Source organism: Serratia proteamaculans, from assembly GCF_013337185.1.
Lineage (GTDB): Bacteria > Pseudomonadota > Gammaproteobacteria > Enterobacterales > Enterobacteriaceae > Serratia > Serratia proteamaculans_D.
The window spans coordinates 2,051,024-2,077,980 of the sequence record NZ_SWDE01000001.1 but is presented as its reverse complement, the minus strand read 5'-3'; the positions used below and the strand labels follow the sequence as shown (position 1 = coordinate 2,077,980).

Genomic DNA, 26,957 nt, shown 5'->3' with positions numbered 1-26,957 from the left:
CGCGCGGAAACTGGCTGTTTATTGGCGTTTTCGCGCGGTGATTAGCCATCGGCTTCACGTTTCGTGAATGCGTTGCTCAAAAATGATACAAATCATGTATTGTATATTTATTGATAGCCACTATGATCGACTGGTGTGGAAAGATTATCTGGTCTATAACTCTGCTTTTTGTCATGCGTCTTGCCTTACAACGCTATAAACGTTTAACTTAGCCCTCGTTGTCGGACTAAACCTCCATTTATAACTCCTAAAACTCTGCCCATCATCATGAGTGGTCACTTTCGAATAAGGACAAAACGCCGGACGTTATGCGTTTTCTGCTCTTATTGGTCTCGCGATGAAATGGCAAGCCGGCAACCGGGTGGGGCATAACGCCACCACCTATCGGGCACTTTTTTTCATTTGAACAGGCAACACGACATCGTATGAGTCATCGTTTAACGTCAAAAGATATTATCGCATTGGGTTTTATGACCTTTGCCTTATTCGTCGGCGCCGGGAATATCATTTTCCCGCCGATGGTCGGTTTACAGTCCGGTGAACACGTCTGGACTGCAGCTATCGGCTTCCTGATCACTGCCGTCGGTCTACCGGTGATGACGGTGATCGCGCTGGCTCGTGTCGGTGGCGGCATTGACGCCCTGAGTACGCCAATTGGGCGTCGCGCCGGTCTGCTGCTGGCGACCGTCTGCTATCTGGCCGTCGGCCCGCTATTCGCCACCCCGCGTACCGCGACCGTCTCCTTTGAAGTGGGTATTGCCCCGCTGACCGGTGACGGTGCCATGCCGCTGTTTATTTACAGCCTGGTGTATTTCGCGCTGGTGATTGGTATCTCTCTGTATCCGGGCCGCCTGCTTGATACTGTCGGCCACGTACTGGCACCGCTTAAAATCGTTGCGCTGGGCGCGCTGGGTATTGCCGCGTTGGCCTGGCCTGCGGGCACGCCAATTCCGGCGACCGAGGTTTATCAGAACGTTCCATTCTCTACCGGCTTCGTTAACGGCTATCTGACCATGGATACGCTGGGCGCGCTGGTGTTCGGCATCGTCATCGTTAACGCCGCGCGTTCCCGTGGTGTGAAGGATGCCAAATTGCTGACGCGTTACACCATTCTGGCGGGCCTGATCGCCGGTGTCGGTCTGACGCTGGTTTACCTGAGCCTGTTCAAGCTGGGTTCCGGCAGCGGCGTATTGGTGCCTGATGCCACCAACGGCGCGGTGATCCTGCATGCTTACGTACAGAACACCTTCGGTGGGTTGGGCAGCTTCTTCCTGGCGGCGCTGATCTTTATCGCCTGTATGGTGACTGCGGTTGGCCTGACCTGCGCCTGCGCCGAGTTTTTTGCCCAATACCTGCCGTTCTCTTACAAGACGCTGGTGTTCATTTTGGGTCTGTTCTCGATGCTGGTTTCCAACCTGGGCCTGAGCCATCTGATCCAGATCTCTATCCCGGTACTGACCGCGATTTATCCGCCGTGTATCGTGCTGGTGGTGCTGAGTTTCACCCTGCGTTGGTGGAACAGCGCACCGCGTATCATCGCGCCGGTGATGTTAGTCAGCCTGTTGTTTGGTATCCTTGACGCGGTGAAAGCGTCTACCTTCCAGCATTTCCTGCCGGAGTGGACCAATCACCTGCCATTGGCGGATCAGGGACTGGCATGGTTGCCGCCGTCGCTGCTGATGCTGGTGCTGGTCGCAATTTATGACCGGGTTTGTACGCGCTCTGAAGTGACCGCGCACTCCTAATTCCCCGGCTAAATTTTGGGCCACGGACTTGTCCGTGGCTTTTTTACGTTTAAAAAACACGGGTTATCTTCATGCAACAACAGTCACCCGCCGCCCCTGCGGCCAATAAGCTGAAACGCGGCCTCAGTACGCGCCACATTCGCTTTATGGCGCTGGGTTCGGCTATCGGCACCGGTCTGTTCTACGGTTCGGCGGACGCCATTAAAATGGCCGGCCCGAGCGTTTTGCTGGCCTACCTGATTGGCGGTATTGTCGCCTTTATCATCATGCGCGCGCTGGGCGAGATGTCGGTCAACAACCCGCAGGCCAGTTCGTTTTCACGCTATGCGCAGGACTATCTTGGCCCGATGGCCGGATATATCACCGGCTGGACTTACTGTTTTGAAATCCTGATTGTCGCGATTGCCGACGTGACGGCGTTCGGTATCTATATGGGGATTTGGTTCCCAGAGGTGCCGCACTGGATTTGGGTGCTGAGCGTGGTGCTGGTGATTGGCGCCATCAATCTGATGAGCGTGAAGGTGTTCGGTGAGCTGGAGTTTTGGTTCTCGTTCTTCAAAGTGGCCACCATCATCATCATGATTGCTGCCGGTATCGGCATCATCATCTGGGGGATTGGTAACGGCGGCCAGCCGACCGGTATCCATAACCTGTGGTCTAACGGCGGCTTCTTCAGTAACGGCTTTATCGGCATGATCCTGTCGTTGCAGTTGGTGATGTTTGCCTACGGCGGCATCGAAATTATCGGTATCACCGCCGGTGAAGCCAAAGATCCGAAAAGCTCGATTCCCAAGGCCATCAACTCGGTGCCGTGGCGTATTCTGGTGTTCTACGTCGGTACGCTGTTCGTCATTATGTCGATTTACCCGTGGAACCAGGTGGGTACCAATGGCAGCCCGTTCGTGCTGACCTTCCAGCACATGGGCATTACCGTGGCGGCGGGGATCCTTAACTTTGTGGTGATCACCGCGTCGCTGTCCGCGATTAACAGCGATGTGTTTGGCGTTGGCCGTATGCTGCACGGCATGGCTGAGCAGGGCCACGCGCCGAAGATGTTCAGCAAGGTATCCAAACGCGGTATTCCGTGGGTCACGGTGGTGGTGATGATGCTGGCGCTGTTGCTGGCGGTGTACCTCAACTACATCATGCCGGAAAACGTGTTCCTGGTGATTGCCTCTCTGGCGACTTTCGCCACCGTTTGGGTGTGGATCATGATCCTGTTCTCGCAGATTGCTTTCCGTCGTAGCCTGAGCAAAGAGCAGGTGAAAAACCTGGCCTTCCCGCTGCGCGGCGGCGTATTTACCTCGGTGGTGGCGATTATCTTCCTGGTGTTTATCATCGGTCTGATCGGCTACTTCCCAACCACCCGCGTATCGCTGTATGCCGGTCTGGTCTGGGTGGTGGTGCTGTTGGCGGGTTATTACTTCAAGCTCAACCACCAGAAGAAACAGGCAGTGCTGGCGCAGCAGCAGGACTGAAAATGAAAACACCGGCCATGCGCCGGTGTTTTTTTATCTATTTTCCTCGGGTTCATCGTCGCCGGAGGCGCGAGCCTCAATGCGCAGGCTGCTGTCGTTGAGGCGTTCTTCATTCTCGTCGCCTGCAGCGCGCGCCAGCATCTCGCGGATATCCTGCATGTTGCGGCTCAGGGTACTCAGTGCCGGCTGCAAGGTCTGGCTCATCCGGCTTTCGTCCAGCGAGGCGTTGTGCAAGCAGCCAATAAACATCAGGGCGGCCAACAAGCTAAACAGTCGGTGGCGTAGTGGTTTCAGCAATCCTCTTTTCCTTCAGCGGGCGTTAATCAATGTATTAACGCTGTTTTTATGCTGAAAGAAAAGCGGACTGAGACATCCGTTGCTCCTGGGTTGAGAGTCATTTCCGGCAGAAACAGTTACGTCAGCTTGCGTCAGGAAATCTCTGCCGTTTGCCGCATTTGGCTGAGCATGCTGCGCATGTCGTTGCCGGTTGGCGTTTGATGTACCCGCAGATCGAATTCGTTAATCACCGCCAGAATATGGTCAAAAATATCCGATTGAATACTTTCGTATTCCGCCCAGACCGTGGTGTTGGTGAAGGCATAGATTTCCAACGGCAACCCTTCCGGCAGCGGGGCCAACTGACGCACCATCAGCGTCATATTCTGGTGAATATTTGGGTGGGCGCGCAGGTAGGCCACCAGATACGCGCGTAGCGTACCCAGATTGGTCAGACGGCGGCCGTTGAGGGGGGAACTGAGATCTACGGCGATCTGCTGGTTATGTTGACTCAACTCCTGCGTTTTATCGTTCAGATAACGTTGCAGCAGCGGATTGCGGTTCAGCCGCTGTTGTTCTTCATCCGACAGGAAATGGACGCTGGTGGTATCGATATTGATGCTGCGCTTAATGCGGCGACCGCCGGATTCCGACATTGAACGCCAGTTTTTAAAGGAGTCGGAAATCAGCGCGTAGGTTGGGATAGTGGTGACGGTATTATCCCAGTTTCGCACTTTTACCGTGGTCAGGCCGATGTCGGTGACCGCACCGTCCGCGCCGTACTTCGGCATCTCCAGCCAGTCGCCGATGGTCAGCATATCGTTGGCAGAAAGCTGAATACCGGCCACCAGACCGAGGATCGGGTCTTTAAACACCAACATCAGCACGGCGGTCATCGCCCCCAGGCCGCTGAGCAGCAGCAATGGCGATTTGCCCATCAGTAAGGACACGATCATGATGCCAATCAGGATGGCGGCTACCAGCTTCAGCCCCTGGAAAATACCGCGCAGCGGCAACTGGTTTGAAATCGGGCTTTGGCGCAGCATCGCCAACAGCGTATCGAGCAGGGAAAACAACGACAGCAGGGCGAAGCCCATGATCCACACCTGGGCGGCGGTGACGATAATCGCCTGCGTCTGGCCACCGGCGTGTAACCACAGCACGGCCTGCAGATTAATGATCACCCCCTGCAATAACAACGCCATACGCTGGAACAGCTTGTACTGGGTGATTGCCTGCTGCCAGACGCGCTGCGATTGTTGGCCACGACGCTGGATCGCCTTCAGTACCACGCGGTGCAGCACCAGATGGATCGCCACCGAAATCAGGACGATCAGCCCCAGCACCATCAGCAGAGACATCACCCCGCTAAATTCCAGCCCGAACTTTTCCAGCCACAGGGTTATCTGTTGTTGCATTGCCGCTCCTTTAAAAAATGTGCAAAAAATATCCAATAGACTCAAAACACGTTAGCCTAATGGCTGCGGGCCGTAATGTGCGTGTTTTTACCCTTTTTTACATAGGGTTGCCGCTGACCGACTCTCTCCACCCCCCGGCTCCTCCCTGAGTTTACCAACCAGAGAGGAGGGGGACTGGCACTCAACGTGGCATTGTTCGTGGCATTGAATAACGTCGTCGATTTCGTTTTGTACAGCAGGAGGAAAGTCATGCTGAATGCCTGGCATCAACCGGTCCCGCCCTTTGTGGTGAAGAAGGGGCAACGCCTGGATATCACGCTGTGGTTACAGGGGGATGATTTACCCGAACGGGTTTTTTTACGAGCCGAACCGGATAATGAAGAATGGCTGCTGATCATGAAAGCTCAGCAGGCGGAGGGTTTGCACCGCTATCAGGCCAGTTTGACGCTCAATGAAGGTGAGCCAACCCGTCGTTACTGTTTCAAGCTGGTTTGGGCAGATCGTCAGCAATGGTTCGGGCCCCGGGGCTGGTCAGTAACACCGCCGGGGCAGTTGACACAGTTTGCGGTCGACGTGCCCGATAGCAGCCCGGTCTGGGTGGCGGATCAGATTTTTTATCAAATTTTCCCCGATCGCTTTGCCAGTAGCGGGGGAGAGCACGGCATTCAGAGCGGCAGTTATCGTCATCATGCAGCCGGTTGCGATGTGGTGCGTCAGGATTGGCAACATCCGCTGGAAGACCTCCATGCCGCGTCGACCTTCTATGGTGGTGACCTGGATGGCATCAACCAAAAGCTGCCTTATTTACAGAAGCTGGGGGTGACGGCGCTGTATTTAAACCCGATATTCACCGCACCGAGCGTGCATAAATACGATACCGAAGACTATTACCAGGTCGATCCCTATCTCGGCGGTAATGCTGCCCTGCAGCGTTTGCGAGTGAGCACTTACAAGGTAGGGATGAAACTGGTGCTGGACGGGGTGTTTAACCATACCGGTGATTCGCATCCGTGGTTTGACCGCCATCAGCAAGGTGAGAACGGCGCTTGCCATCACCCTGATTCTCCCTATCGCGGCTGGTTTAATTTCTACTCCGATGGCCGGGCGCTCGACTGGAAGGGTAACGCCAGCCTGCCGAAGCTCAATTTCGCTGAGCCGCAGGTGGCCGAGGCGATTTATCGCGGTGAGGGCAGCGTAGTGCGTCATTGGCTGCGGCCACCGTACAGCATTGATGGCTGGCGGTTGGACGTGGTGCATATGCTGGGTGAGAACGGCGGGGCTAGCGGTAACTTGCAGCATCTGGCGGGCATTTATCAGGCGGTGAAACAGGAAAATCCGCAGGCTTACGTGCTGGGTGAACATTTTGGCGATGCGCGTCGCTGGCTGCATGCCGGGGTGGAAGATGCCGCGATGAATTATATGGGGTTTGCCCTGCCGGTGCGGGGGTTCCTTGCTGGGCTGGACGTGGCGCACCACCCGGTACAAATGGACGCGGCGGACTGTGCCCAGTGGATGGATGACTACCGGGCCGGGCTGCCGCATGGCAGCCAGTTGATTCAGTTCAACCAGCTCGACAGCCATGACACCGCACGTTTTCTTACGCTATTACAGGGCAATCAGGCGCGGATGCGCATGGCGGCGGTGTGGCTGATGAGCTGGATCGGCGTGCCTTGCCTGTATTATGGCGATGAGATTGGCCTGGATGGCGCCAACGACCCGTTCTGCCGCAAGCCTTTCCCGTGGGATGAGAGCCAATGGGACCTGAGCTTGTTGGCCCTGTGCCAGCGTATGGCGGCACTGCGTAAACAGAGTCTGGCGCTGCGCCGCGGCGGTTGTCAGGTACTGCACGCCAGCGGGGAAACGCTGGCGTTTGTGCGCGTCTATCAACAGGAGCAGGTGCTGGTGGCGTTACAACGCGGAGGCAGTGGCACAGTGACTTTACCGTACAGTCCGCTGCTGGCCGCAGGCCAATGGCAACGGCTGGAAGGGGATGGCGAGTTGCATGACGGGCAGAGTGCTGTCTCGCTGCAATTAGGCGAGGAGTCCGTGACTCTGTGGCGACGAGCCGGTTAGTTCGGTAATGGGGCCGGAATACCGGCCCCTTACTGGGTTAGTGGGCGTTCACACGCCCAGTCAGATCAATAGCCTACGGCAGAACCAGCCGGGCGACGAACGTCGTTGGCACCGTACAGGTAACCTTCACGCACCTTGCCGGAAACCGCAGAGTCGTTACCGGAGTTGGCCGGGCTGACGCCAGCTGCGCCTGGCAGACCGACCAGAATCAATTCGGCGGCGCCCCATGGCGTTTGCTCGACCATCTTGTAACCCATACCGCTGAGAATTTTCAGCGTATCGGCAGAAACTCCGCGCTGTTCGTAGTAAACCTCATCCGGCAACCATTGATGATGGATACGCGGCGCATCGACGGCTTCCTGCGGCGCCATACCGTGGTCGATCACGTTCAATGCGGTTTGCAGCGTGATAGTGATGATGCGCGATCCGCCCGGCGAGCCGAGAACCATAAAGATTTTATTGTCCTTGGTCACCAGCGTCGGGCTCATTGACGATAGTGGGCGCTTACCGGGGGCAATGCTGTTGGCGGTGCCTTGCACCAGTCCATACAGGTTTTTCTCCCCGACCTTGACGGTAAAGTCGTCCATTTCATCGTTGAGGAAGAAGCCGGTGCCAGGAGCAATCACCACTGCGCCAAAGCGACCGTTGACGGTGTAGGTGGTGGAAACGGCGTTACCCTGATGATCGACAATCGAGTAGTGGGTGGTTTCCGGTTTTTCGTGGGGTTCCATACCCGGCTGCACGTTCTCTGACGGTGTGGCCTTGTCCGCGACGATTTTCTTGCGGATCTCCTCGGCATAACTTTTGCTGACCAGCCTGTCGATCGGGTTTTTGATGAACTCCGGGTCGCCGAGGTAGGTATTACGGTCCATATAGGCGTGGCGCATGGCTTCGGTCATGGTGTGGATGGCCGCCGCCGAATTAAAGCCCATGCTTTTCAGGTCGTAGCCTTCGACCACGTTAAGGATTTCGCACAGCGTGACGCCGCCGGAGCTGGGTGGGGGAGCAGAAACAAATTTATAGCCGCGATAGCTGCAGGTAATCGGCGGGGTTTCGGTAACTTTGTAGTTGGCGAAGTCGGCCGCCGTCAGAATTCCGCCACCCTGTTTGGCTGCCGCCTCGACCGCCTGCGGAATTTTGCCTTTATAGAAGGCATCCGGGCCGTCTTTGGCGATGGCCTCCAGCGTGTTGGCCAGATCGCTTTGCACCAGGCGATCGCCTGGCTGTAACGGCGTGCCGTCAGGGCGCAGGAAAATCCGCGCGGATTCCGCATCCTGTTTAAAGCGTGCGACGGTAGTATCGAGGATATCGGTGTCGGCACGGGTCAGCACAAAGCCCTCACGCGCCAGTTTGATCGCCGGCTCCATCACCTGCTCGCGGCTCAGTTTGCCGTATTTCTTGCGCGCAGTTTCCATCCCCAACACGGTACCCGGTACCCCGGCGGCCAGATAACCGTACAGGCTGGCACCTTTCTTCACGTTGCCTGCGGCATCCAGATACATATTGGCGCTGGCCGCTGCCGGCGCGGTTTCGCGGAAGTTGATAAAGGTGTCGGTGCCATCGGCCAGGTGCACCGTCATAAAGCCGCCGCCGCCGATGTTACCGCAGCACGGGTTAACTACCGCCTGCGCATAACCCACGGCTACGGCTGCATCGATGGCATTGCCGCCCAGTTTCAGGATATCCACGCCAACCTGTGAGGCCAGATGTTGCGATGTCACTACCATGCCATTTTTGGCTTCGACCGCCGGATTGGAGGCGGCATACAGGCTGCTGCTGACCAGCAGCGCCGCCATGGTCAGCGGCTTGCTCCATTTTTGTAAAAACATAGTTATTCCTACCCTGTCAGTTTTCTTATTGTGTTTGGCTTTCCCCTCTTGCTGTGCAAAGAGCGGGCCAGCGTTATTGATACTAGCCAGAGTTAAGGGATTGTGCGGAAAACAGCCGGGGAAATGTGAGCGGAAACAAGGAAATGAAGCACACAATGGAGGCGACTGCCCTAAAAAAGGGCAAAAAAAACCGGCCGCGAGGGCCGGTTGATACACTTGCAGGCTGAAATTACAGCTTGGAAGCGTTCTCGGACAGGTATTTAGCCACGCCATCCGGAGATGCGCCCATACCTGCTTTGCCTTTTTCCCACTGAGCCGGGCACACTTCGCCGTGTTGCTCGTGGAATTGCAGCGCGTCAACGGTACGGATCATTTCGTCGATATTACGGCCGATTGGCAGGTCGTTAACAACCTGAGCGCGAACCACACCGTCTTTGTCGATCAGGAAAGAACCACGCAGGGCAACGCCTGCTTCTGGGTGCTCGATGCCGTAAGCTTTCTGAATTTCACGCTTGATGTCAGCAACCATTGCGTATTTCACTTCCCCGATGCCGCCATTTTCGACAGGGGTTTTACGCCATGCGTTGTGGACAAATTCTGAGTCGAATGAAACGCCAACCACTTCAACGCCACGCTTCTGGAATTCTTCATAGCGGTGATCGAAAGCGATCAGCTCAGAAGGACATACGAAGGTGAAGTCCATCGGCCAGAAGAACAGTACGGCTGGTTTGCCGTTCAGGTGCTTCTTGAAGTTGAAGTTTTCTACGATTTCGCCGTTGCCAAGTACGGCAGCTGCAGTGAAGTCAGGGGCTTGACGAGTTACCAGGACCATAATTACTCCTGTAATAGGTGTTAAGGGGTTGATGTAAAAGCAAGGGCCAGTATAGGGGCCACGACTTGGTGAAGAAAGGGTAAAAGACCAATCAATGAGATAGCTTTCACCTATCAAAGTCGGTGATTAAATTTAGCAGTCTTTAAAAATAACCTTTTCCCATAAAAGGGCAAGGCTTAAAAAGCAATTTCTTGTAAAGCATCGCATTTTCAAAGGCTTTGGCTTGACCTTACAGCTGCTTGTCTTTGGCCTGCTGCATCATCTGTGGGTAAAACTGCCAGAATTGTGTTTCAAGCTGATGATAGTTGCGCTCCACGTCGGCGAAGGAGCCGGCCAGTGCGGCCAGGCGCGGACGTCGGCTGGCCATGCCTGCCAGCACGTTACCGATAAACGGCAGTTCGGCGTAGCGCTCCAGCCAGCGTTCCGGCCATAAATAGCCGTTCAGATTCTGAAAGCGTGGCGGCGTCAGCGGCAAATGCGGCAGGATTTGACCCTGGGCCTGCTGGATAAACCCCTGCAGGCTGAGGGAAGGTTCCAACTGTTGCCAGTGACGTGCCAGGAAGTGATCCCACACTACGTCAAGCGTGATGGGGGCTACGCGCCGGTGTTCTTCCGAGAAATAGGCGCGGCAGGCTCTTACCTGCGGCAGGCTGTCGGTCAGCACATCGACGCGGCGGTGCATCATAATGCCGGCCACCACGGCGGGATCGTACTCGCCGGCAGGGTTGCCGCGCACGAAGTCGGCCAACAGATTGCCCAGCAACGAGCTTTCCGCCAGTGAGGCTAAATGGAGATGAGCGAGATAATTCATCCGGCAACTATAACGCAACTCATGCAAATCCTCCTTATTTCTTGCCGCTGACCGCCCGCAGCTTTAGACTAGGCCGCCTGTTTTTTAATGACCAATCCCATATTGAAGAAGTGAATAGCCATGCGCGTCGCCGATTTTTCGTTTGAACTTCCCGAGTCCCTGATTGCCCACTATCCCCAGCCTGAACGCAGCGGTTGCCGTTTGCTGCAGTTGGACGGGCCGAGCGGGGAGCTTAAGCATGGCGTATTCACCGATCTGCTGGATAACCTGGAGGCCGGCGATCTGCTGGTGTTCAACAATACCCGGGTGATCCCGGCGCGCATGTTTGGCCGCAAGGTCAGCGGCGGCAAGATTGAAGTCCTGGTCGAGCGCGTGCTGGACGACCATCGGGTGCTGGCGCACGTGCGTGCCTCAAAGGCCCCCAAGCCGGGTACCGATCTGCTGCTGGGCGACGACGAAAGCATCGCCGCTACCATGGTCGCGCGCCACGATACGCTGTTCGAACTGCGCTTCAACGACGAGCGGGATGTCTTCACTATCCTTAATGCCGTCGGCCATATGCCGCTGCCGCCGTATATCGATCGTCCGGACGAAGACGCCGACCGTGAGCTTTATCAGACGGTTTACAGCGAGAAGCCGGGGGCTGTAGCAGCACCGACCGCCGGGCTGCACTTCGACGAGCCGTTGTTGGCTGCGCTGCGCGAGAAGGGCATCGAGATGGCGTTTGTCACCCTGCACGTGGGCGCGGGCACCTTCCAGCCGGTGCGGGTAGAAACCATCGAAGAACACGTCATGCATGCCGAATACGCAGAAGTGCCGCAGGAGGTGGTTGACGCCGTATTAGCCTGCAAAGCACGCGGCAAGCGCGTGGTGGCAGTCGGCACCACTTCGGTACGTTCGCTGGAGAGCGCCGCCAACGCCAGCAAAGAGGCCTTGATTGCGCCGTTCTTCGACGACACGAGCATCTTTATCTTCCCGGGTTACCACTATCAGGTGGTTGACGCACTGGTGACCAATTTCCACCTGCCGGAGTCGACGCTGATTATGCTGGTTTCCGCCTTTGCCGGTTATAAAAACACCATGCATGCCTATCAGCAGGCGGTAGCCGAGCAGTACCGTTTCTTCAGCTACGGCGATGCGATGTTCATCAGCCGTAACCCGCAGGCGGAGCAAGAGTCCGTTGGCGAATAAATAAATTCCCTGAGTCGCGCCACTGGCGTGGCTCGATGTTAATCACGCCAGACTGTTTCTCTGGCGCTGGAGGCTTTGTGAAGTACGAATTAGACACAACCGATGGCCGCGCTCGCCGTGGCCGCCTGATCTTTGAACGTGGCGTGGTGGAAACCCCTGCCTTTATGCCGGTCGGCACCTACGGCACGGTAAAGGGCATGACGCCGGAAGAAGTGAAAGAGACCGGTGCGCAGATCCTGCTGGGCAACACCTTCCACCTGTGGCTGCGCCCAGGGCAGGAGATCATGAAGCTGCATGGCGATTTGCATGATTTCATGCAGTGGCATGGCCCGATCCTCACCGATTCCGGCGGCTTCCAGGTGTTCAGCCTGGGCGCGATGCGCAAGATTAAAGAAGAAGGCGTACATTTCCGTAACCCGATTAACGGCGATAAAGTCTTCCTCAGCCCGGAAAAATCGATGGAAATCCAGTATGACCTGGGGTCCGACATCGTGATGATCTTTGATGAATGTACGCCGTACCCGGCAGACTGGGACTACGCCAAGAGCTCGATGGAAATGTCTCTGCGCTGGGCGCAGCGCAGCCGTCAGCGTTTTGACGAACTGAATAACAAGAACGCTTTATTCGGCATTATTCAGGGCGGTGTTTACGAAGATTTACGTGATGTATCAGTAAAAGGGCTGGTGGATATCGGTTTTGATGGTTACGCTGTGGGCGGCCTGGCAGTCGGTGAGCCAAAAGAGGATATGCATCGCATTCTCGAACATGTTTGCCCGCAAATTCCGGAAGATAAGCCACGTTACCTGATGGGCGTTGGCAAACCGGAAGATCTGGTAGAAGGCGTGCGTCGCGGTATCGATATGTTCGACTGCGTGATGCCAACGCGTAATGCCCGTAACGGCCATCTGTTCGTGACTGACGGTGTGGTAAAAATCCGTAATGCCAAGCACAAGGATGATACTTCTCCGCTGGATAAAGACTGTGATTGCTACACGTGTCGCAATTACAGCCGCGCCTACTTGCATCATCTCGATCGTTGCAACGAAATACTGGGTGCCCGATTGAACACCATTCATAACCTGCGTCACTACCAACGCCTGATGGCGGGTTTACGCGAGGCTATTGAACAGGGTAAATTAGAGCTGTTTGTTGCGGATTTCTACGGTCGGATCGGTAAACCGGTTCCACCTTTAAACGCTTGAATTAATAATTGATAACTTAATGAGGGAATTTCAATGAGCTTTTTCATTTCTGACGCCGTCGCATCCGCAGGAGCTCCGTCTCAGGGAAGCCCGTACTCTCTGATCATTATGCTGGTAGTTTTTGGCCTGATTTTCTATTTCATGATCCTGCGTCCACAGCAGAAACGCGCTAAAGAGCACAAAAAACTGATGGATTCGATCGGCAAGGGTGATGAAGTGCTGACCACCGGTGGCCTGATCGGCCGCGTGACCAAAGTGGCTGACACCGGCATCATCGCTATTGCGCTGAACGACACCACGGAAGTGATGATCAAGCGTGACTTCGTGGCGGCCGTTCTGCCGAAAGGTACCATGAAGGCCCTGTAATTTTGTTTTCCCGAAGGGAATTGCCGTGCTAAACCGTTATCCTTTGTGGAAGTATCTGATGCTGATCGTCGTGATCATCGTCGGTCTGCTTTATGCGCTTCCCAACCTCTATGGTGAGGATCCGGCTGTACAGATCACTGGCGCGCGCGGTGTCGCCGCCAGTGAAACTACGCTGGACCAAGTCCGTACCGTATTAGAAAAAGACAAGATCGCGAGCAAGTCGATTGCGCTGGAAAATGGCGCCATCCTGGCTCGCTTTAGCAATCCTGATATTCAGCTGCGCGCCCGTGAAGCCTTGATGGCGGAGCTGGGCGACAAGTTTGTTGTGGCACTGAACCTGGCTCCGGCAACGCCGGCCTGGTTGGCCATGCTGGGCGCCGAACCGATGAAACTCGGTCTGGACCTGCGTGGCGGTGTGCACTTCCTGATGGAAGTGGACATGGACACTGCGCTGAGCAAGCTGCAGGAACAGACCATGGACACCCTGCGCAGCGAGCTGCGTGAAAAGGGCATTCCTTATGCGTCTATCCGCAAGCTGGACAACAACGGCGTGGAAGTGCGTTTCCGTGACGATGCTGCCCGCGATCAGGCCATCAGCTACCTTGGCCCGCGCCAACGTGACATGGTGTTCTCTGCCAACGGCACCAATACTCTGAAAGCCAACTTGACGGATGCCCGCCTGAGCGAAGCGCGTGAGTATGCGGTGCAGCAGAACATCACTATCCTGCGTAACCGTGTTAACCAGCTCGGCGTTGCCGAACCGCTGGTACAACGCCAGGGTTCTGACCGCATCGTGGTCGAACTGCCGGGTATTCAGGACACCGCTCGCGCCAAAGAAATCCTGGGTGCGACTGCGACACTGGAATTCCGTCTGGTTAACACCAACGCGGACGCCACTGCGGCAGCCAACGGCCGCGTGCCTGGTGACTCCGAGGTAAAAGACACTCGTGAAGGCCAGCCGGTTGTGCTGTACAAGCGCGTGATCCTGACCGGTGACCACATCACCGACTCCACCTCCAGCACCGACGAATACAACCAGCCGCAGGTTAATATCTCGCTGGACAGTGCCGGCGGTACTGCCATGTCCAACTTCACCAAGGACAATATCGGCAAGCCGATGGCGACCCTGTTTGTGGAATATAAGGACAGCGGCAAGAAAGACGCTAACGGTCGTGCAGTCCTGGTGAAACAGGAAGAAGTGATCAACGTGGCGAACATTCAGTCGCGTCTGGGCAACAGCTTCCGTATTACCGGTATCGGCAACCCGAACGAAGCACGCCAGCTTTCGCTGCTGCTGCGCGCCGGTGCGCTGATTGCGCCTATCCAGATCGTGGAAGAGCGTACAATTGGCCCAACCCTGGGACAACAGAACATCACCCAGGGTTTGGAAGCCTGCTTGTGGGGCCTGGTGGCATCCATCGTGTTTATGGTGGTTTGGTACCGTAAGTTCGGCATGATCGCGACCACGGCGCTGGTCGCCAACCTGGTGCTGATTGTCGGCGTGATGTCCCTGTTGCCGGGAGCGACGCTGACCATGCCGGGTATTGCCGGTATCGTGCTGACGCTGGCGGTGGCGGTCGACGCCAACGTACTGATTAACGAACGTATCAAGGAAGAGCTGAAGAACGGACGTTCCGTTCAGCAGGCGATCCATGAGGGCTATAAAGGCGCGTTCTCCAGTATCGTTGATGCCAACATCACCACTCTGATCACCGCGATTATTCTGTACGCAGTGGGCACCGGTTCGATTAAAGGCTTTGCGATTACCACCGCAATCGGTGTGGCGACGTCCATGTTCACCGCGATTGTCGGTACCCGTGCCATCGTCAACCTGCTTTACGGCGGCAAACGCATTAACAAGCTGTCTATCTGAGGAGTGCGTTGTGGCACAGGATTATACTGTTGAACAACTCAACTACGGCCGTAAAGTCTATGACTTTATGCGCTGGGATTACGTGGCCTTCGGCATCTCGCTGGTGCTGCTGATCGCGTCAATCGCCATTATGTCGGTGCGTGGTTTTAACTGGGGTCTGGACTTCACTGGCGGTACCGTCATTGAAATCAGCCTGGAACAACCGGCCAACCTCGACCTGATGCGCGATACGCTGGAAAAAGCCGGGTTCCAGGACCCGGTTATTCAGAACTTTGGCAGCAGCCGTGACGTGATGGTGCGTATGCCACCGGCGATCGGCACTGCAGGCCAGGAACTGGGTAACAAAGTCATCAGCGTGATTAACGACTCGGTTGATAAAAACGCCACGGTGAAGAGGATTGAGTTCGTCGGCCCGAGCGTGGGCACCGAACTGGCGCAAAACGGTGGCATGGCGCTGCTGGTGGCGCTGATCTGTATTCTGATCTACGTCGGTTTCCGCTTCGAATGGCGCTTGGCGCTGGGGGCGGTTATCGCGTTGGCGCACGACGTGGTCATCACCCTGGGCGTGCTGTCGTTGTTCCGTATCGAGATTGACCTGACCATCGTCGCATCATTGATGTCGGTTATCGGTTACTCGTTGAACGACAGCATCGTGGTTTCCGACCGTATTCGTGAGAACTTCCGCAAGATCCGCCGCGGTACGCCTTACGAAATCATGAACGTGTCGTTGACCCAAACGCTGAGCCGTACCTTGATGACTTCCGGAACCACCCTGATGGTGGTTCTGATGCTGTACATCTTTGGCGGCGCGATGCTGCACGGCTTCTCTCTGGCTATGCTGATTGGTGTGTCTATCGGTACCATATCCTCTATCTACGTGGCGTCCGCGCTGGCGTTGAAACTGGGTATGAAACGCGAACACATGCTGCAGCAGAAAGTGGAAAAAGAGGGCGCCGATCAGCCTTCGATTATGCCGTAATTCACTGTGTTTTCAGTGAAGTGAAAAAGAGCGCCGGTTGGCGCTCTTTTTTTGCCTGGAGCCTGGTGAAAGACCTGACGGCTCAATGTTGCTGGACCACCGCCGGCTGGGCCGTTGGGACAACGCTGTGCAGTCGTACAAAACCCAGTTGGTCCGGTGTCAGGCCGCTGAATCGCAGCTCAAAACTGTATTCCGTTTTGGGCAGTAGCGAGTCCGCACTGGCGATCGGCTGCGAAAGCGCGTCGGCAGTCAGCGGTTTGCCGGTGGCCGCATCCAGTGGGCCCCATTCTACTATGGCCTTGAATGCCGGCAGGGACGCCTGCGAAAGCGTGCGAACGTGCAGCATGGCCTGGGTGCCGTTAGCCTCGGTTTTTACGTGGCTGAGTGACACGCTCAACTCGCCGAGGCTGCTGTGCAGGCGAGCGCCGTTATTGGCCGCCGGCAGTAGGTAGACGCCGCTGGTGGAGTTCCTGTTCAGCTGGTTTTGCTGTTCCAGCGCCGTGGCCTGGTTAGTCAGAGTGGTTAATTGTTGGTTCAGCTCAACCACCTGATTATGCAATTTGGGCACTTCGCGAGTTTGCGCGCAGCCTGCCAACAGCACCAGTGTGCTGAGCAGGAAAATCTTGGGGTAACGGGTTGTCATGGTGGGATTTCCTATTCAACTTCTCCTGTTATCAGCTTAGCCCGCCTGGTGGGGAAAGTCATGTTCGCCGCCCTTCTGGGGCGTTGTTCAGAGGGGCGCTCCGCAACAAATAGCCGACGGCCTTTGTTGTAACCGCACTTCGGGGTAAACTGTTCTTAACTATGAAAACGTTTATCAGGACGTGTTATGCATTGCCCTTTCTGCGCCGCCGTTGATACCAAAGTCATTGATTCCCGCCTGGTGGGTGATGGTTCGCAGGTGCGCCGTCGCCGCCAATGTTTGGTTTGTAATGAACGTTTCACCACCTTTGAAGTGGCTGAACTGGTGATGCCACGGGTGATAAAAAGCGATGAGGTGCGTGAGCCATTCAACGAAGACAAGCTGCGTCGCGGCATGCTGAAGGCGCTTGAAAAACGCCCGGTCAGCTCTGACGACGTGGAAAACGCGATCAACCACATTAAATCCCAGCTGCGTGCCACCGGCGAGCGTGAAGTCCCGACCAAACTGGTCGGTAACCTGGTGATGGACGCGCTGAAAAAGTTGGATAAAGTGGCCTATATTCGCTTTGCCTCGGTTTATCGCAGCTTTGAAGATATCCGCGAATTCGGCGAAGAGATCGCCCGTCTGCAGGACTGAAGGGGCTTTGATGCATAACGACGAATTTTATATGGCTCGCGCCTTTGAGCTGGCGCGACTGGGGCGTTTTACTACCGCCCCTAACCCCAATGTTGGCTGCGTCATTGTGCGCGACGGCGAAATCGTCGGCGAGGGTTACCATCTGCGCGCCGGTGAACCGCATGCGGAAGTCCATGCGCTGCGCATGGCAGGTGAAAAGGCGCGTGGTGCCACCGCTTATGTCACGCTGGAACCCTGTAGCCATCACGGCCGTACGCCGCCCTGTGCCGATGCGCTGGTCGCTGCCGGCGTAGCCCGTGTGGTTGCGGCGATGCAGGATCCCAATCCTGAGGTCGCCGGTCGCGGCCTGTACAAACTGCAGCAGGCGGGATTGGATGTACGCCACGGTTTGATGCTGGCGGAGGCCGAAGCGGTGAATCTGGGCTTCCTCAAGCGGATGCGCACCGGCTTCCCTTATGTGCAACTGAAGCTGGGGGCCTCGCTCGATGGCCGCACCGCGATGGCTTCCGGCGAAAGCCAATGGATCACCTCACCGCAGGCGCGTCAGGATGTTCAGCGTCTGCGGGCGCAAAGCGCCGCTATTCTCAGCACCAGTGCCACCGTGTTGGCTGACGATCCGTCACTGACGGTACGTTGGGATGAGTTGGACGCCGAGACTCAAAGTATTTACCCGCGTGAAAACCTGCGTCAACCGTTGCGCATTATTCTGGATAGCCAAAATCGCGTCACCCCACAGCATCGGGTGGTTCAACAGTCGGGGCAAACCTGGCTGGCGCGCCTGCAGCCGGATGAACAAGTTTGGCCGCAGGATGTCGAGCAACTGACCTTCCCGGCGCACGGCGGTGGGGTTGATCTGGTGGTGATGATGATGCAACTGGCGAAACGCCAGGTGAACTCCATCTGGGTCGAGGCCGGCGCGCAGTTGGCCGGTGCCTTGTTGCAGGCCGGGCTGGTCGATGAGCTCATTTTGTACATCGCGCCAAAACTGTTGGGTGATAATGGCCGCGGCCTGTGCCATTTGCCGGGCCTTGAACACCTGACCGATGCACCGGAATTCGTCTTTAGCGAAGTGCGGCAAATCGGCCCTGATTTGCGGCTGCGACTGAAAGCAAAATACTGATTTTAAAACCTGCGTGCCGGGTTGGCTGTCGTTTTACAAAACCGCCCGCGCAGGCAGATAAAGAATGTGATAGAATCCGCCCCCCTGCGGGGTATTGAACCCATTTTTAAGGAAAGCCCATGAAAGTTATCGAAGGTGTTGTTGCTACTCCAAATGCCCGTGTGGCGATTGCAATTGCACGTTTTAACAATTTCATCAACGACAGCCTGCTGCAAGGTGCTATCGACGCACTCAAGCGCATTGGTCAGGTTGCTGACGACAACATCACCGTTGTCTGGGTCCCGGGCGCTTACGAATTGCCGCTGACTGCACGCGTGCTGGCTAACACCGGCAAATACGATGCAGTGATTGCACTGGGCACCGTTATCCGTGGGGGCACCGCGCACTTCGAATTTGTCGCGGGCGAAGCCAGCTCCGGCCTGGGCAGTGTTTCTCTGAACACTGAAATCCCGGTTGCCTTTGGCGTGCTGACGACCGAAAGCATCGAACAGGCTATCGAGCGTGCCGGCACCAAAGCGGGCAACAAAGGCGCTGAAGCGGCTCTGACCGCACTTGAAATGATTAATGTTATCAAAGCTATTAAAGCCTGAATTTAGTTAAGGGGAATTCCGTGAAACCTGCTGCTCGTCGCCGCGCTCGTGAGTGCGCTGTTCAAGCGCTTTACTCTTGGCAGTTGTCTAAAAATGACATTGCCGATGTTGAACACCAGTTCCTGTCGGAGCAAGATGTCAAAGATGTAGACATCGTCTATTTTCGGGAGCTGCTGTCCGGCGTGGCGGTGAATGCAGGTCTGCTGGATAGCCTGATGGCACCTGTCCTGTCGCGTCAGCTCGAAGAGCTGGGCCAGGTAGAAAGAGCCGTTCTGCGTATTGCGCTGTATGAGCTGAAAATGCGTGAGGATGTGCCTTACAAGGTGGCAATCAATGAGGCGATCGAGCTGGCGAAAACCTTCGGCGCTGAAGACAGCCACAAGTTTGTGAATGGCGTGCTGGATAAAGTAGCACCAAGCATTCGCAAGAAAAAATAAAAAATTAAGGCCGGTATCCCCGGCCTTAATTTCTTCTATTGGAATATCGACCATGGCATGTGGCGAATTTGACCTCATTGCCCGCTATTTTGACCGGTTTAAGAGTCTGCGCCGGGATGTACAGTTGGGCATTGGAGATGACTGCGCACTTCTGACAGTGGCAGAAAAACAGCTTTTGGCCGTCAGTACCGACACTCTCGTTTCGGGCGTTCACTTCCTGGCGGATATCGATCCCGCCGATCTCGGCTACAAAGCACTGGCAGTTAACCTGAGCGACCTGGCGGCCATGGGCGCCGATCCCGCCTGGCTTTCACTGGCGTTAACCCTGCCGGAGGTGAATGAACCCTGGCTGAAGGCGTTCAGCGATAGCCTGTTCGAACAACTTAATTATTACGGTATGCAGTTGATAGGCGGCGATACGACACGCGGCCCGTTAAGCATGACGTTAACCATTCACGGCCTGATCCCGGCCGGGCGGGCATTGACCCGCAGCGGTGCGCGTATCGGTGACTGGATTTACACCACGGGTACGCTGGGTGACAGCGCCGCCGGTCTGGCTGTGCTGCAGGAACGCTTGCAGGTAGCAGACGCCGAGGCGCGCAATTACCTGGTTGGCCGTCATCTGCGGCCTCAGCCAAGGGTATTGCAGGGGCAGGCACTGCGTGACCTGGCCAGTTCGGCGATTGATCTTTCCGACGGCCTGATTTCTGACCTGAAGCATGTGCTGAAAGCCTCCGAATGTGGAGCGCGCATCAATCTCGATGAGCTGCCGCTGTCGCAGGCGTTAAGCAGCCATACGGATGCCGATCAGGCGCTGCGCTGGGCGTTGACCGGCGGGGAGGATTACGAACTCTGCTTCACCGTACCGGAAATCAACCGTGGTGCACTGGAGGTGGCATTAAGCCATCTGGGCGCTGACTATACCTGTATTGGTCAGATTGGCCCGCTTTCCGAAGGCATCAAGTTCTACCGCAACGATGAAGTGGTGGAACTGCCTTGGCACGGTTTCGACCATTTCAGCGAAGGGCAGGCGTAACATGGATGAAGCTAAGCGCCGCTTGCGGATGAGCAATCCGTGGCACCTGCTGGCCACCGGCTTTGGTAGCGGTCTGTCGCCGGTGATGCCGGGCACCATGGGGTCACTGGCAGCGATCCCATTCTGGCTGCTGTTGATCCAATTGCCATGGCAACTGTATTCGCTGTTGGTGATGTTCAGTATTTGTATTGGCGTCTACCTGTGCCATCAGACCGCCAAAGATATGAAGGTGCATGACCACGGCAGCATCGTCTGGGACGAGTTTGTCGGCATGTGGATCACGCTGATGGCACTGCCGGTCAACGACTGGCAGTGGGTTGCGGCAGGTTTCGTGATTTTCCGTATTTTGGATATCTGGAAGCCATGGCCGATCCGCTGGTTTGATCGCAATGTGCACGGCGGCATGGGGATCATGGTCGACGATATTGTCGCCGGGGTCTTTTCCGCCGGAATCATCTACCTGATTGGCCACCACTGGCCGCTTGGGCTGTTCTGATTTTTGAGGGCGCAGTTTAATGCCTGCGCCCTTGAACCCTCCTGGTTATTCAAATCCTGTCACGTGATGTGGGACGTAGGCCGTCTCCAGTTCGGCAATCTCTTCTGGGGTGAGCTCGAGATCGACGGCGGCGACGGCGTCTTCCAGATGGTCATGGCGTGATGCACCGATAATCGGCGCGCTAACGACAGGCTTGCTCAACAGCCACGCCAGTGCGACTTGCGCACGCGTCACACCACGCTCTTCGGCAATACTGGCCACGCGTTCGGCAATGATGGCGTCGATGCCTTCGGTTTCATCGTACAGATTTTTACCGACCTGATCGGAGACCAGACGCGCAGTAGTTTCCCCCCAGGGGCGGGTTAAGCGACCCCGTGCCAACGGGCTCCACGGCAGCACTGCAATGCCCTCGGCAGCGCACAGCGGCAACATCTCACGCTCTTCTTCACGCTGGATCAGGTTGTACTGGTTCTGCATGCTGACGAAGCGCGTCCAGCCGTGCAGATCGGCGGTATACAGCGCCTTGGCGAACTGCCAGGCGTACATTGACGATGCGCCGATATAGCGTGCCTTACCGGCTTTCACCACATCGTGTAACGCTTCGAGCGTTTCTTCCAGCGGCGTTTCATAATCCCAACGATGGATCTGCAACAGATCAACATAGTCGGTGCCCAGCCGCCTGAGGCTGTCGTCGATGGATTGCATGATTTTGGCGCGCGACAGCCCCTGTTCCAGATTACTCAGGGGGAAATAGACTTTGGTGGCGATCACCACCTGGTCACGGCGGGCATAATCGCGCAGTGCCTGGCCGACGATCTCCTCACTGCTGCCATCTGAGTAGCTGTTGGCGGTGTCAAAGAAGTTGATGCCGGCATCCAGCGCCTGTTTCAGCAGCGGTCGGCTGCTTTCCTCCGGTAACGTCCAGGCATGGTTGCCACGGCTGGGTTCGCCGTAGGTCATGCAGCCCAGACAGATACGTGAGACGTTCAGGTCGGTGTTACCCAGTTTCAGATACTTCATGCTTGCCTCCCGGTGTCAGCACAGAACTTTAACTGTAGCGGATTTTCGGGCGACAGAAATAAAAACGCCCCCGCAAAGCGGAGGCGTCTATCGAGCGGGCGCGACGATTATTGCGCCAGCCAGACCTCAATTTGCCGCTGTATACCGGCGGCATCCAAACCCAGATCGACTCGGACTTCTTCCTGGCTACCCTGGGAAACAAAGAAGTCCGGCAGGCCGATATTCAACACCGGTACCATTCGGCGCTTGGCCATCAGCAACTCGTTCACGCCGCTGCCGGCACCGCCCATAATGGCGTTTTCTTCCAGCGTGACCAGTGCGTCGTGGCTGGCGGCCAGTTCCAGAATCAGCTGTTCGTCCAGTGGCTTCACAAAGCGCATATCCACCAGCGTCGCGTTGAGCGTTTCCGCTACCTGTGCGGCTTCCGGCAGCAATGTGCCGAAATTCAGGATTGCCAGCTTTTCACCTTCACGACGGATAACGCCTTTGCCGATCGGCAGAGAGTTGAGAGGTTCCAGCGGTGCGCCGGTACCGTTGCCACGCGGATAACGCACGGCGCTTGGGCCTTCGTTATAGTGATAGCCGGTGTACAGCATTTGGCGGCACTCGTTTTCATCGCTTGGCGTCATGATCACCATGGTCGGGATGCAACGCATGAATGACAGATCGAAGGCCCCCTGGTGAGTCTGGCCGTCGGCACCGACAATACCACCGCGATCGATGGCAAACATCACCGGCAGCTTTTGGATGGCGACGTCGTGGATCAACTGATCGTAAGCACGCTGCAGGAAGGTGGAATAAATCGCTACCACCGGCTTATAGCCGCCAATGGCCAAACCGGCGGCGAAGGTCACCGCATGCTGTTCGGCAATCGCCACGTCAAAATATTGCTGCGGATAGTCGCGGGAGAACTGCACCATGCCAGACCCTTCACGCATGGCCGGGGTGATGGCCATCAGCGAGCTGTCTTTGGCGGCGGTTTCGCACAGCCAGTCGCCAAAAACTTTTGAATAGGTCGGCAGGCCGCCGGCACTTTTCGGCAGGGTACCGCTGGCCGGATCGAATTTTGGCACCGCGTGGAAACTGATCGGGTCTTTTTCCGCCGGGGCGTAACCACGACCTTTTTTGGTCATGATGTGCAGCAACTGCGGACCTTTCAGGTCACGCATGTTTTTCAGCGTGGCAACCAGCCCCTGGACGTCGTGGCCGTCGACCGGGCCGATATAGTTAAAGCCCAGCTCTTCGAACAGCGTGCCCGGTACCACCATACCTTTCAGGTGTTCTTCGGTGCGCTTGACCAGCTCTTTAATCGGCGGCAGGCCGGACAACACTTTTTTACCGCCTTCACGCAGGGTGGAGTAGAGCTTGCCGGACAGCAGTTGCGCCAGATGGTTGTTCAGGGCGCCGACGTTTTCCGAAATCGACATTTCGTTATCGTTCAGCACTACCAGCATATCCGGGTCGATGTCACCGGCGTGGTTCATGGCTTCGAACGCCATACCGGCGGTGATCGCGCCATCGCCGATCACGCAGACCGTACGGCGATTTTTGCCTTCACGCGCAGCGGCTACCGCCATGCCGAGACCGGCACTGATCGAGGTGGAAGAATGACCGACCGACAGTACGTCGTATTCACTTTCTGCCCGCCATGGGAAAGGGTGCAGGCCATTTTTCTGGCGAATGGTGGCGATTTTATCGCGGCGACCGGTCAGGATTTTATGCGGGTAGGCCTGGTGGCCAACGTCCCATACCAGATGATCGAAGGGGGTCTGGTACACATAGTGCAATGCCACCGTCAGTTCGACGGTACCCAGCCCGGAGGCAAAGTGGCCACTGGAGCGGCTGACGCTGTCCAGCAGGTATTGCCGAAGTTCGTCACACAGCTTCGGTAGGCTCTCTTTTGGCAGCGAACGGAGTTCATCCGGATTTTCCGCTAGCGCCAAGGTCGGGTATTTGGCTATATCAAGACTCATTCGATACTCATATCAGAGGAGTTAACGTCACACGTTAATTGTCGCGTTCAATAATGAAGCTGGCTAACGCTCGCAATGGCGCTGTGTTATAAGATTGTGCTGCCAAAGTGTCTAATGCAGCTAAAGCTTCCTGATAGAGATCCCACGCTTTTGCTTTCGCGCTGTCAAGCCCGAGCAAAGCTGGATAGGTGCTCTTTCCGTGTTGCTGGTCCGCGCCCTGGCGTTTACCGATTTTTTCGGTTTCGCCGACCACATCCAAAATATCATCCTGTACCTGGAACGCCAGGCCAATCGCGGCGGCGTAGCGGTCAAGCTGCCCCAGTGCGGCGCGGCCAGGTTCACCGGCGGCTAACGCCCCAAGGCGAACGGCTGCGCGAATCAATGCGCCGGTTTTGTGACGATGGATTTGCTCCAGCGCTTCCAGACCAATCTGTCGACCCTCGGCTTCGAGATCCAGCGACTGGCCGCCACACATGCCGGCAACGCCGCTGGCGGTTGCCAGTTCGGAAATCATCCCCAGCCGGTCGCGCAGTGCCACGTCGGGCATCTCGGCATCGGCCAGAATGGAAAATGCCAGCGTCTGCAGGGCATCGCCGGCCAAAATGGCGTTGGCCTCACCAAATTTGATGTGGCAGGTCGGCTGACCGCGACGCAGATCGTCGTCGTCCATCGCCGGCAGATCGTCATGGATCAGTGAATAGGCGTGAATGCATTCTACCGCAGCCGCGGGCGCATCCAAATTATTCAGTGATACGCCAAACATCTGTCCGGTGGTGTACACCAGGAACGGACGCAGGCGTTTACCGCCCAGCAGCGCGCCGTGACGCATTGCCGCCACCATGTTGCCATCATTGAACGGCAGCGGCGCGATAAAATCCAGCAGCGTGCGGTCGGCCCGCTGGCGCAGGGCCTGCAACTGGTCAGAAAAAGCGGTCTGTTGGACAGTCTCGGACATGGTGATTACTCGGCATCCGGTGTGAAAGGCGTCAGCGCTGCATCATCGGCGCTGTCGTTAAGCAAAATCTGTACGCGTTGCTCCGCCTGCTGCAGTTTCTGCTGGCCCTGGCGCGCCAATTGTACGCCGCGTTCGAACTCATTGAGCGCGTCTTCCAGCGGTAACTCACCCGATTCCAGACGCGTGACGATGCTTTCCAACTCGCTGAGGGAGCTTTCAAAGCTGACGCTTTGCTCTGTACTGTCTGATTGTGCAGGTTTTTTTGGCATAATTTTCTTTTTACATCATCATGTGAACAGTGGCGCCAGAGCCTATCTTAGCGGGTCTTGATTGGCAAATCATGGCGCACATGTGTGGTTTTGTGCACCGAGCCCCACCAGATAGTGGTATACTCAGCGCCGCAAATGCGATTGATAAAACATTCGGCAGCCCCGTTGGTTTTATCAATCGCATATACATTGTAAATCCTTTTCCCTCGTAATTCTGACAATAAAGACCGCCATGAAGTTTATCATTAAATTGTTCCCGGAAATCACCATCAAGAGCCAATCTGTGCGCTTGCGCTTTATCAAGATCCTCTCGACCAGTATTCGCAACGTCCTGAAGCAGTATGATGAAACACTGGCGGTTGTCCGTCACTGGGATCATATCGAAGTTCGCGCCAAAGATGAAAACCAGCGGCCGGTGATTGCCGACGCGCTGACGCGCATTCCCGGTATCCACCATATTCTGGAAGTGGAAGACCGCGACTATACCGATATGCACCACATTTTCGAGCAGACGCTGGAAGCCTACCGCGAGCAACTGGAAGGCAAGACCTTCTGCGTGCGCGTTAAGCGCCGCGGCAAGCAGGACTTCAATTCGCAGGACGTGGAGCGCTACGTCGGTGGCGGCCTGAACCAGCATATCGAAAGCGCGCGCGTTAAGTTGTCGCATCCGCAGGTGACGGTCAACCTGGAAATCGAAGACGACAAGCTGATGCTGGTGAAAGCCCGCCGTGAAGGCATCGGCGGCTACCCGGTCGGCACTCAGGAAGACGTGCTGTCGCTGATTTCCGGTGGTTTCGACTCGGGGGTTTCCAGCTATATGCTGATGCGCCGTGGTTGCCGCGTGCATTATTGCTTCTTCAACCTGGGCGGCGCGGCGCATGAAATTGGCGTGCGTCAGGTAGCTCACTACCTGTGGAACCGCTTTGCCAGTTCGCACAAGGTGCGTTTTATCGCTATCGATTTTGAACCTGTGGTTGGCGAGATCCTGGAAAAAGTCGAAGACGGCCAAATGGGCGTAGTGCTCAAGCGCATGATGGTGCGTGCCGCTTCGCAGATTGCCGAACGTTATGGCGTGCAGGCACTGGTGACCGGTGAAGCGCTGGGACAGGTTTCCAGCCAGACGCTGACTAACCTGCGCCTGATCGACAACGCGTCCGATACGCTGATCCTGCGTCCGCTGATCTCCCACGACAAAGAGCACATCATCAAAGTGGCGCGTGAGATTGGTACCGAGGACTTCGCCAAGACCATGCCGGAGTACTGCGGTGTGATCTCGAAAAGCCCGACGGTGAAGGCGATTAAAGCCAAGATTGAAGAAGAAGAAGGGCACTTTGATTTCAGCATTCTTGACCGTGTGGTTAGCGAAGCCAAGAACGTGGATATTCGCACCATTGCCGAGCAGACTCAGGAGCAGGTTACCGAAGTCGAAACCGTGGCGGAGTTCGATGCTGACCAGGTGATCCTGGATATTCGCTCTAACGACGAGCAGGAAGACAAACCGCTGAAGCTGGATCAGGTTGAGGTGAAACCGCTGCCGTTCTACAAACTCAGCACCCAGTTTGGCGACCTGGATCAGAGCAAAACCTACCTGCTGTACTGTGAGCGTGGCGTAATGAGCCGCCTGCAGGCGCTATATTTGCTGGAGCAGGGCTTCACCAACGTGAAGGTTTACCGCCCGTAAGTCATTCAGGGGGCGCATCTGCCGCCCC

25 protein-coding genes are annotated in these 26,957 nt (G+C 56.3%); 15 read left to right on the top strand and 10 right to left on the bottom strand.

Translation table 11 applies throughout. The features are described from left to right. Nucleotides 1-425 precede the first annotated feature (425 nt). Nucleotides 426-1,745, top strand: a complete 1,320-nt coding sequence (gene brnQ / locus FCL49_RS09720; RefSeq protein WP_174353331.1) for a branched-chain amino acid transport system II carrier protein — start codon at nt 426-428, stop codon at nt 1,743-1,745. Nucleotides 1,746-1,816: 71 nt separating this feature from the next. Beyond that, nucleotides 1,817-3,223: a proline-specific permease ProY gene (proY, locus tag FCL49_RS09715; RefSeq protein WP_174353330.1), complete on the top strand. Its 1,407-nt coding sequence runs from the start codon at nt 1,817-1,819 to the stop codon at nt 3,221-3,223. A 33-nt stretch (nt 3,224-3,256) separates the two neighbouring features. Here proY and FCL49_RS09710 read toward each other — a convergent pair whose 3' ends face one another. Continuing rightward, nucleotides 3,257-3,520 carry a hypothetical protein gene (locus tag FCL49_RS09710; protein WP_174353329.1) on the bottom strand — a complete coding sequence of 88 codons (264 nt, stop codon included), beginning with the start codon at nt 3,518-3,520 and terminating at the stop codon, nt 3,257-3,259. 131 nt (nt 3,521-3,651) lie between these two features. Beyond that, complete coding sequence (locus FCL49_RS09705; protein WP_174353328.1) at nt 3,652-4,917, bottom strand: mechanosensitive ion channel family protein; 1,266 nt, start codon at nt 4,915-4,917, stop codon at nt 3,652-3,654. Nucleotides 4,918-5,166: 249 nt separating this feature from the next. On the opposite strand from FCL49_RS09705, the gene malZ reads away from it, so the two are divergent. Beyond that, complete coding sequence (gene malZ, locus FCL49_RS09700; protein WP_174353327.1) at nt 5,167-6,990, top strand: maltodextrin glucosidase; 1,824 nt, start codon at nt 5,167-5,169, stop codon at nt 6,988-6,990. A 65-nt stretch (nt 6,991-7,055) separates the two neighbouring features. On the opposite strand, the gene ggt is transcribed toward malZ, so the two are convergent. The 3 genes from ggt to FCL49_RS09685 all read right to left on the bottom strand — a co-directional run bounded on the left by ggt (nt 7,056) and on the right by FCL49_RS09685 (nt 10,462). Further along, nucleotides 7,056-8,819 carry a gamma-glutamyltransferase gene (gene ggt / locus FCL49_RS09695; protein WP_174353326.1) on the bottom strand — a complete coding sequence of 588 codons (1,764 nt, stop codon included), beginning with the start codon at nt 8,817-8,819 and terminating at the stop codon, nt 7,056-7,058. Between the two features lie 229 nt (nt 8,820-9,048). Continuing rightward, entirely contained in the window at nt 9,049-9,651 is a 603-nt protein-coding gene (locus tag FCL49_RS09690) for a peroxiredoxin C (protein ID WP_020825459.1), read from the bottom strand. A gap of 229 nt (nt 9,652-9,880) precedes the next feature. Further along, entirely contained in the window at nt 9,881-10,462 is a 582-nt protein-coding gene (locus tag FCL49_RS09685; RefSeq protein ID WP_174353325.1) for an ACP phosphodiesterase, read from the bottom strand. Between the two features lie 120 nt (nt 10,463-10,582). Here FCL49_RS09685 and queA point away from each other — a divergent pair, with 120 nt between their 5' ends. The 5 genes from queA to secF all read left to right on the top strand — a co-directional run bounded on the left by queA (nt 10,583) and on the right by secF (nt 16,073). Beyond that, nucleotides 10,583-11,653, top strand: a complete 1,071-nt coding sequence (gene queA / locus FCL49_RS09680) for a tRNA preQ1(34) S-adenosylmethionine ribosyltransferase-isomerase QueA (protein ID WP_135315368.1) — start codon at nt 10,583-10,585, stop codon at nt 11,651-11,653. Between the two features lie 77 nt (nt 11,654-11,730). Further along, nucleotides 11,731-12,855, top strand: coding sequence for a tRNA guanosine(34) transglycosylase Tgt (gene tgt, locus FCL49_RS09675; RefSeq protein WP_012005502.1), 1,125 nt, complete (start codon nt 11,731-11,733; stop codon nt 12,853-12,855). 33 nt (nt 12,856-12,888) lie between these two features. Continuing rightward, nucleotides 12,889-13,221, top strand: coding sequence for a preprotein translocase subunit YajC (gene yajC / locus FCL49_RS09670; protein ID WP_012005503.1), 333 nt, complete (start codon nt 12,889-12,891; stop codon nt 13,219-13,221). Between the two features lie 25 nt (nt 13,222-13,246). Then, nucleotides 13,247-15,094 (top strand): protein translocase subunit SecD, encoded by a 1,848-nt coding sequence (gene secD, locus FCL49_RS09665; protein ID WP_174353324.1) that lies wholly within the window; start codon nt 13,247-13,249, stop codon nt 15,092-15,094. Nucleotides 15,095-15,104: 10 nt separating this feature from the next. Further along, nucleotides 15,105-16,073 carry a protein translocase subunit SecF gene (gene secF, locus FCL49_RS09660; protein ID WP_135315371.1) on the top strand — a complete coding sequence of 323 codons (969 nt, stop codon included), beginning with the start codon at nt 15,105-15,107 and terminating at the stop codon, nt 16,071-16,073. Nucleotides 16,074-16,155: 82 nt separating this feature from the next. On the opposite strand, the gene FCL49_RS09655 is transcribed toward secF, so the two are convergent. After that, a complete protein-coding gene (locus FCL49_RS09655) occupies nt 16,156-16,716 on the bottom strand; it encodes a DUF3251 domain-containing protein (protein ID WP_174353323.1) in 561 nt (186 codons plus the stop codon). 186 nt (nt 16,717-16,902) lie between these two features. On the opposite strand from FCL49_RS09655, the gene nrdR reads away from it, so the two are divergent. From nrdR to pgpA, 6 genes are all read left to right on the top strand, one after another. Then, nucleotides 16,903-17,352 (top strand): transcriptional regulator NrdR, encoded by a 450-nt coding sequence (gene nrdR, locus FCL49_RS09650; RefSeq protein WP_004949256.1) that lies wholly within the window; start codon nt 16,903-16,905, stop codon nt 17,350-17,352. 10 nt (nt 17,353-17,362) lie between these two features. Next, on the top strand, nt 17,363-18,472 hold the full coding sequence (ribD, locus tag FCL49_RS09645) for a bifunctional diaminohydroxyphosphoribosylaminopyrimidine deaminase/5-amino-6-(5-phosphoribosylamino)uracil reductase RibD (protein WP_174353322.1): 1,110 nt from the start codon (nt 17,363-17,365) through the stop codon (nt 18,470-18,472). Nucleotides 18,473-18,591: 119 nt separating this feature from the next. Then, a complete protein-coding gene (gene ribH, locus FCL49_RS09640) occupies nt 18,592-19,062 on the top strand; it encodes a 6,7-dimethyl-8-ribityllumazine synthase (RefSeq protein ID WP_099062296.1) in 471 nt (156 codons plus the stop codon). Nucleotides 19,063-19,082: 20 nt separating this feature from the next. After that, the gene (nusB, locus tag FCL49_RS09635) at nt 19,083-19,499 is read left to right on the top strand and encodes a transcription antitermination factor NusB (RefSeq protein ID WP_012005514.1); all 417 of its coding nucleotides are present in this window, start codon (nt 19,083-19,085) and stop codon (nt 19,497-19,499) included. A 52-nt stretch (nt 19,500-19,551) separates the two neighbouring features. Next, nucleotides 19,552-20,535, top strand: a complete 984-nt coding sequence (gene thiL, locus FCL49_RS09630; RefSeq protein ID WP_174353321.1) for a thiamine-phosphate kinase — start codon at nt 19,552-19,554, stop codon at nt 20,533-20,535. Nucleotide 20,536: 1 nt separating this feature from the next. Next, nucleotides 20,537-21,031: a phosphatidylglycerophosphatase A gene (gene pgpA, locus FCL49_RS09625; RefSeq protein ID WP_085115444.1), complete on the top strand. Its 495-nt coding sequence runs from the start codon at nt 20,537-20,539 to the stop codon at nt 21,029-21,031. Nucleotides 21,032-21,076: 45 nt separating this feature from the next. Here pgpA and FCL49_RS09620 read toward each other — a convergent pair whose 3' ends face one another. From FCL49_RS09620 to xseB, 4 genes are all read right to left on the bottom strand, one after another. Further along, the gene (locus FCL49_RS09620) at nt 21,077-22,051 is read right to left on the bottom strand and encodes an aldo/keto reductase (protein WP_174353320.1); all 975 of its coding nucleotides are present in this window, start codon (nt 22,049-22,051) and stop codon (nt 21,077-21,079) included. Nucleotides 22,052-22,158: 107 nt separating this feature from the next. After that, on the bottom strand, nt 22,159-24,024 hold the full coding sequence (gene dxs, locus FCL49_RS09615; RefSeq protein WP_174353319.1) for a 1-deoxy-D-xylulose-5-phosphate synthase: 1,866 nt from the start codon (nt 24,022-24,024) through the stop codon (nt 22,159-22,161). Nucleotides 24,025-24,058: 34 nt separating this feature from the next. Further along, on the bottom strand, nt 24,059-24,979 hold the full coding sequence (gene ispA / locus FCL49_RS09610; protein ID WP_174353318.1) for a (2E,6E)-farnesyl diphosphate synthase: 921 nt from the start codon (nt 24,977-24,979) through the stop codon (nt 24,059-24,061). A 5-nt stretch (nt 24,980-24,984) separates the two neighbouring features. After that, nucleotides 24,985-25,248, bottom strand: coding sequence for an exodeoxyribonuclease VII small subunit (xseB, locus tag FCL49_RS09605; protein ID WP_012005520.1), 264 nt, complete (start codon nt 25,246-25,248; stop codon nt 24,985-24,987). Between the two features lie 232 nt (nt 25,249-25,480). Between xseB and thiI the strand changes: the two genes are divergently transcribed. After that, entirely contained in the window at nt 25,481-26,929 is a 1,449-nt protein-coding gene (gene thiI, locus FCL49_RS09600) for a tRNA uracil 4-sulfurtransferase ThiI (RefSeq protein WP_174353317.1), read from the top strand. The last annotated feature ends 28 nt before the right edge of the window (nt 26,930-26,957 follow it).

What these genes read in the sequence shown, in the direction of transcription:
- ribD (WP_174353322.1), top strand. Translation starts at nt 17,363, where the DNA reads ATGCATAACGACGAATTTTATATGGCTCGCGCCTTTGAGCTGGCGCGA.
- FCL49_RS09690 (WP_020825459.1), bottom strand. Translation starts at nt 9,651, where the DNA reads ATGGTCCTGGTAACTCGTCAAGCCCCTGACTTCACTGCAGCTGCCGTA.
- ribH (WP_099062296.1), top strand. Translation starts at nt 18,592, where the DNA reads ATGAAAGTTATCGAAGGTGTTGTTGCTACTCCAAATGCCCGTGTGGCG.
- thiI (WP_174353317.1), top strand. Translation starts at nt 25,481, where the DNA reads ATGAAGTTTATCATTAAATTGTTCCCGGAAATCACCATCAAGAGCCAA.
- nrdR (WP_004949256.1), top strand. Translation starts at nt 16,903, where the DNA reads ATGCATTGCCCTTTCTGCGCCGCCGTTGATACCAAAGTCATTGATTCC.
- malZ (WP_174353327.1), top strand. Translation starts at nt 5,167, where the DNA reads ATGCTGAATGCCTGGCATCAACCGGTCCCGCCCTTTGTGGTGAAGAAG.
- queA (WP_135315368.1), top strand. Translation starts at nt 10,583, where the DNA reads ATGCGCGTCGCCGATTTTTCGTTTGAACTTCCCGAGTCCCTGATTGCC.
- FCL49_RS09705 (WP_174353328.1), bottom strand. Translation starts at nt 4,917, where the DNA reads ATGCAACAACAGATAACCCTGTGGCTGGAAAAGTTCGGGCTGGAATTT.
- pgpA (WP_085115444.1), top strand. Translation starts at nt 20,537, where the DNA reads ATGGATGAAGCTAAGCGCCGCTTGCGGATGAGCAATCCGTGGCACCTG.
- thiL (WP_174353321.1), top strand. Translation starts at nt 19,552, where the DNA reads ATGGCATGTGGCGAATTTGACCTCATTGCCCGCTATTTTGACCGGTTT.
- yajC (WP_012005503.1), top strand. Translation starts at nt 12,889, where the DNA reads ATGAGCTTTTTCATTTCTGACGCCGTCGCATCCGCAGGAGCTCCGTCT.
- ggt (WP_174353326.1), bottom strand. Translation starts at nt 8,819, where the DNA reads ATGTTTTTACAAAAATGGAGCAAGCCGCTGACCATGGCGGCGCTGCTG.
- brnQ (WP_174353331.1), top strand. Translation starts at nt 426, where the DNA reads ATGAGTCATCGTTTAACGTCAAAAGATATTATCGCATTGGGTTTTATG.
- FCL49_RS09685 (WP_174353325.1), bottom strand. Translation starts at nt 10,462, where the DNA reads ATGAATTATCTCGCTCATCTCCATTTAGCCTCACTGGCGGAAAGCTCG.
- proY (WP_174353330.1), top strand. Translation starts at nt 1,817, where the DNA reads ATGCAACAACAGTCACCCGCCGCCCCTGCGGCCAATAAGCTGAAACGC.
- xseB (WP_012005520.1), bottom strand. Translation starts at nt 25,248, where the DNA reads ATGCCAAAAAAACCTGCACAATCAGACAGTACAGAGCAAAGCGTCAGC.
- FCL49_RS09655 (WP_174353323.1), bottom strand. Translation starts at nt 16,716, where the DNA reads ATGACAACCCGTTACCCCAAGATTTTCCTGCTCAGCACACTGGTGCTG.
- dxs (WP_174353319.1), bottom strand. Translation starts at nt 24,024, where the DNA reads ATGAGTCTTGATATAGCCAAATACCCGACCTTGGCGCTAGCGGAAAAT.
- ispA (WP_174353318.1), bottom strand. Translation starts at nt 24,979, where the DNA reads ATGTCCGAGACTGTCCAACAGACCGCTTTTTCTGACCAGTTGCAGGCC.
- FCL49_RS09620 (WP_174353320.1), bottom strand. Translation starts at nt 22,051, where the DNA reads ATGAAGTATCTGAAACTGGGTAACACCGACCTGAACGTCTCACGTATC.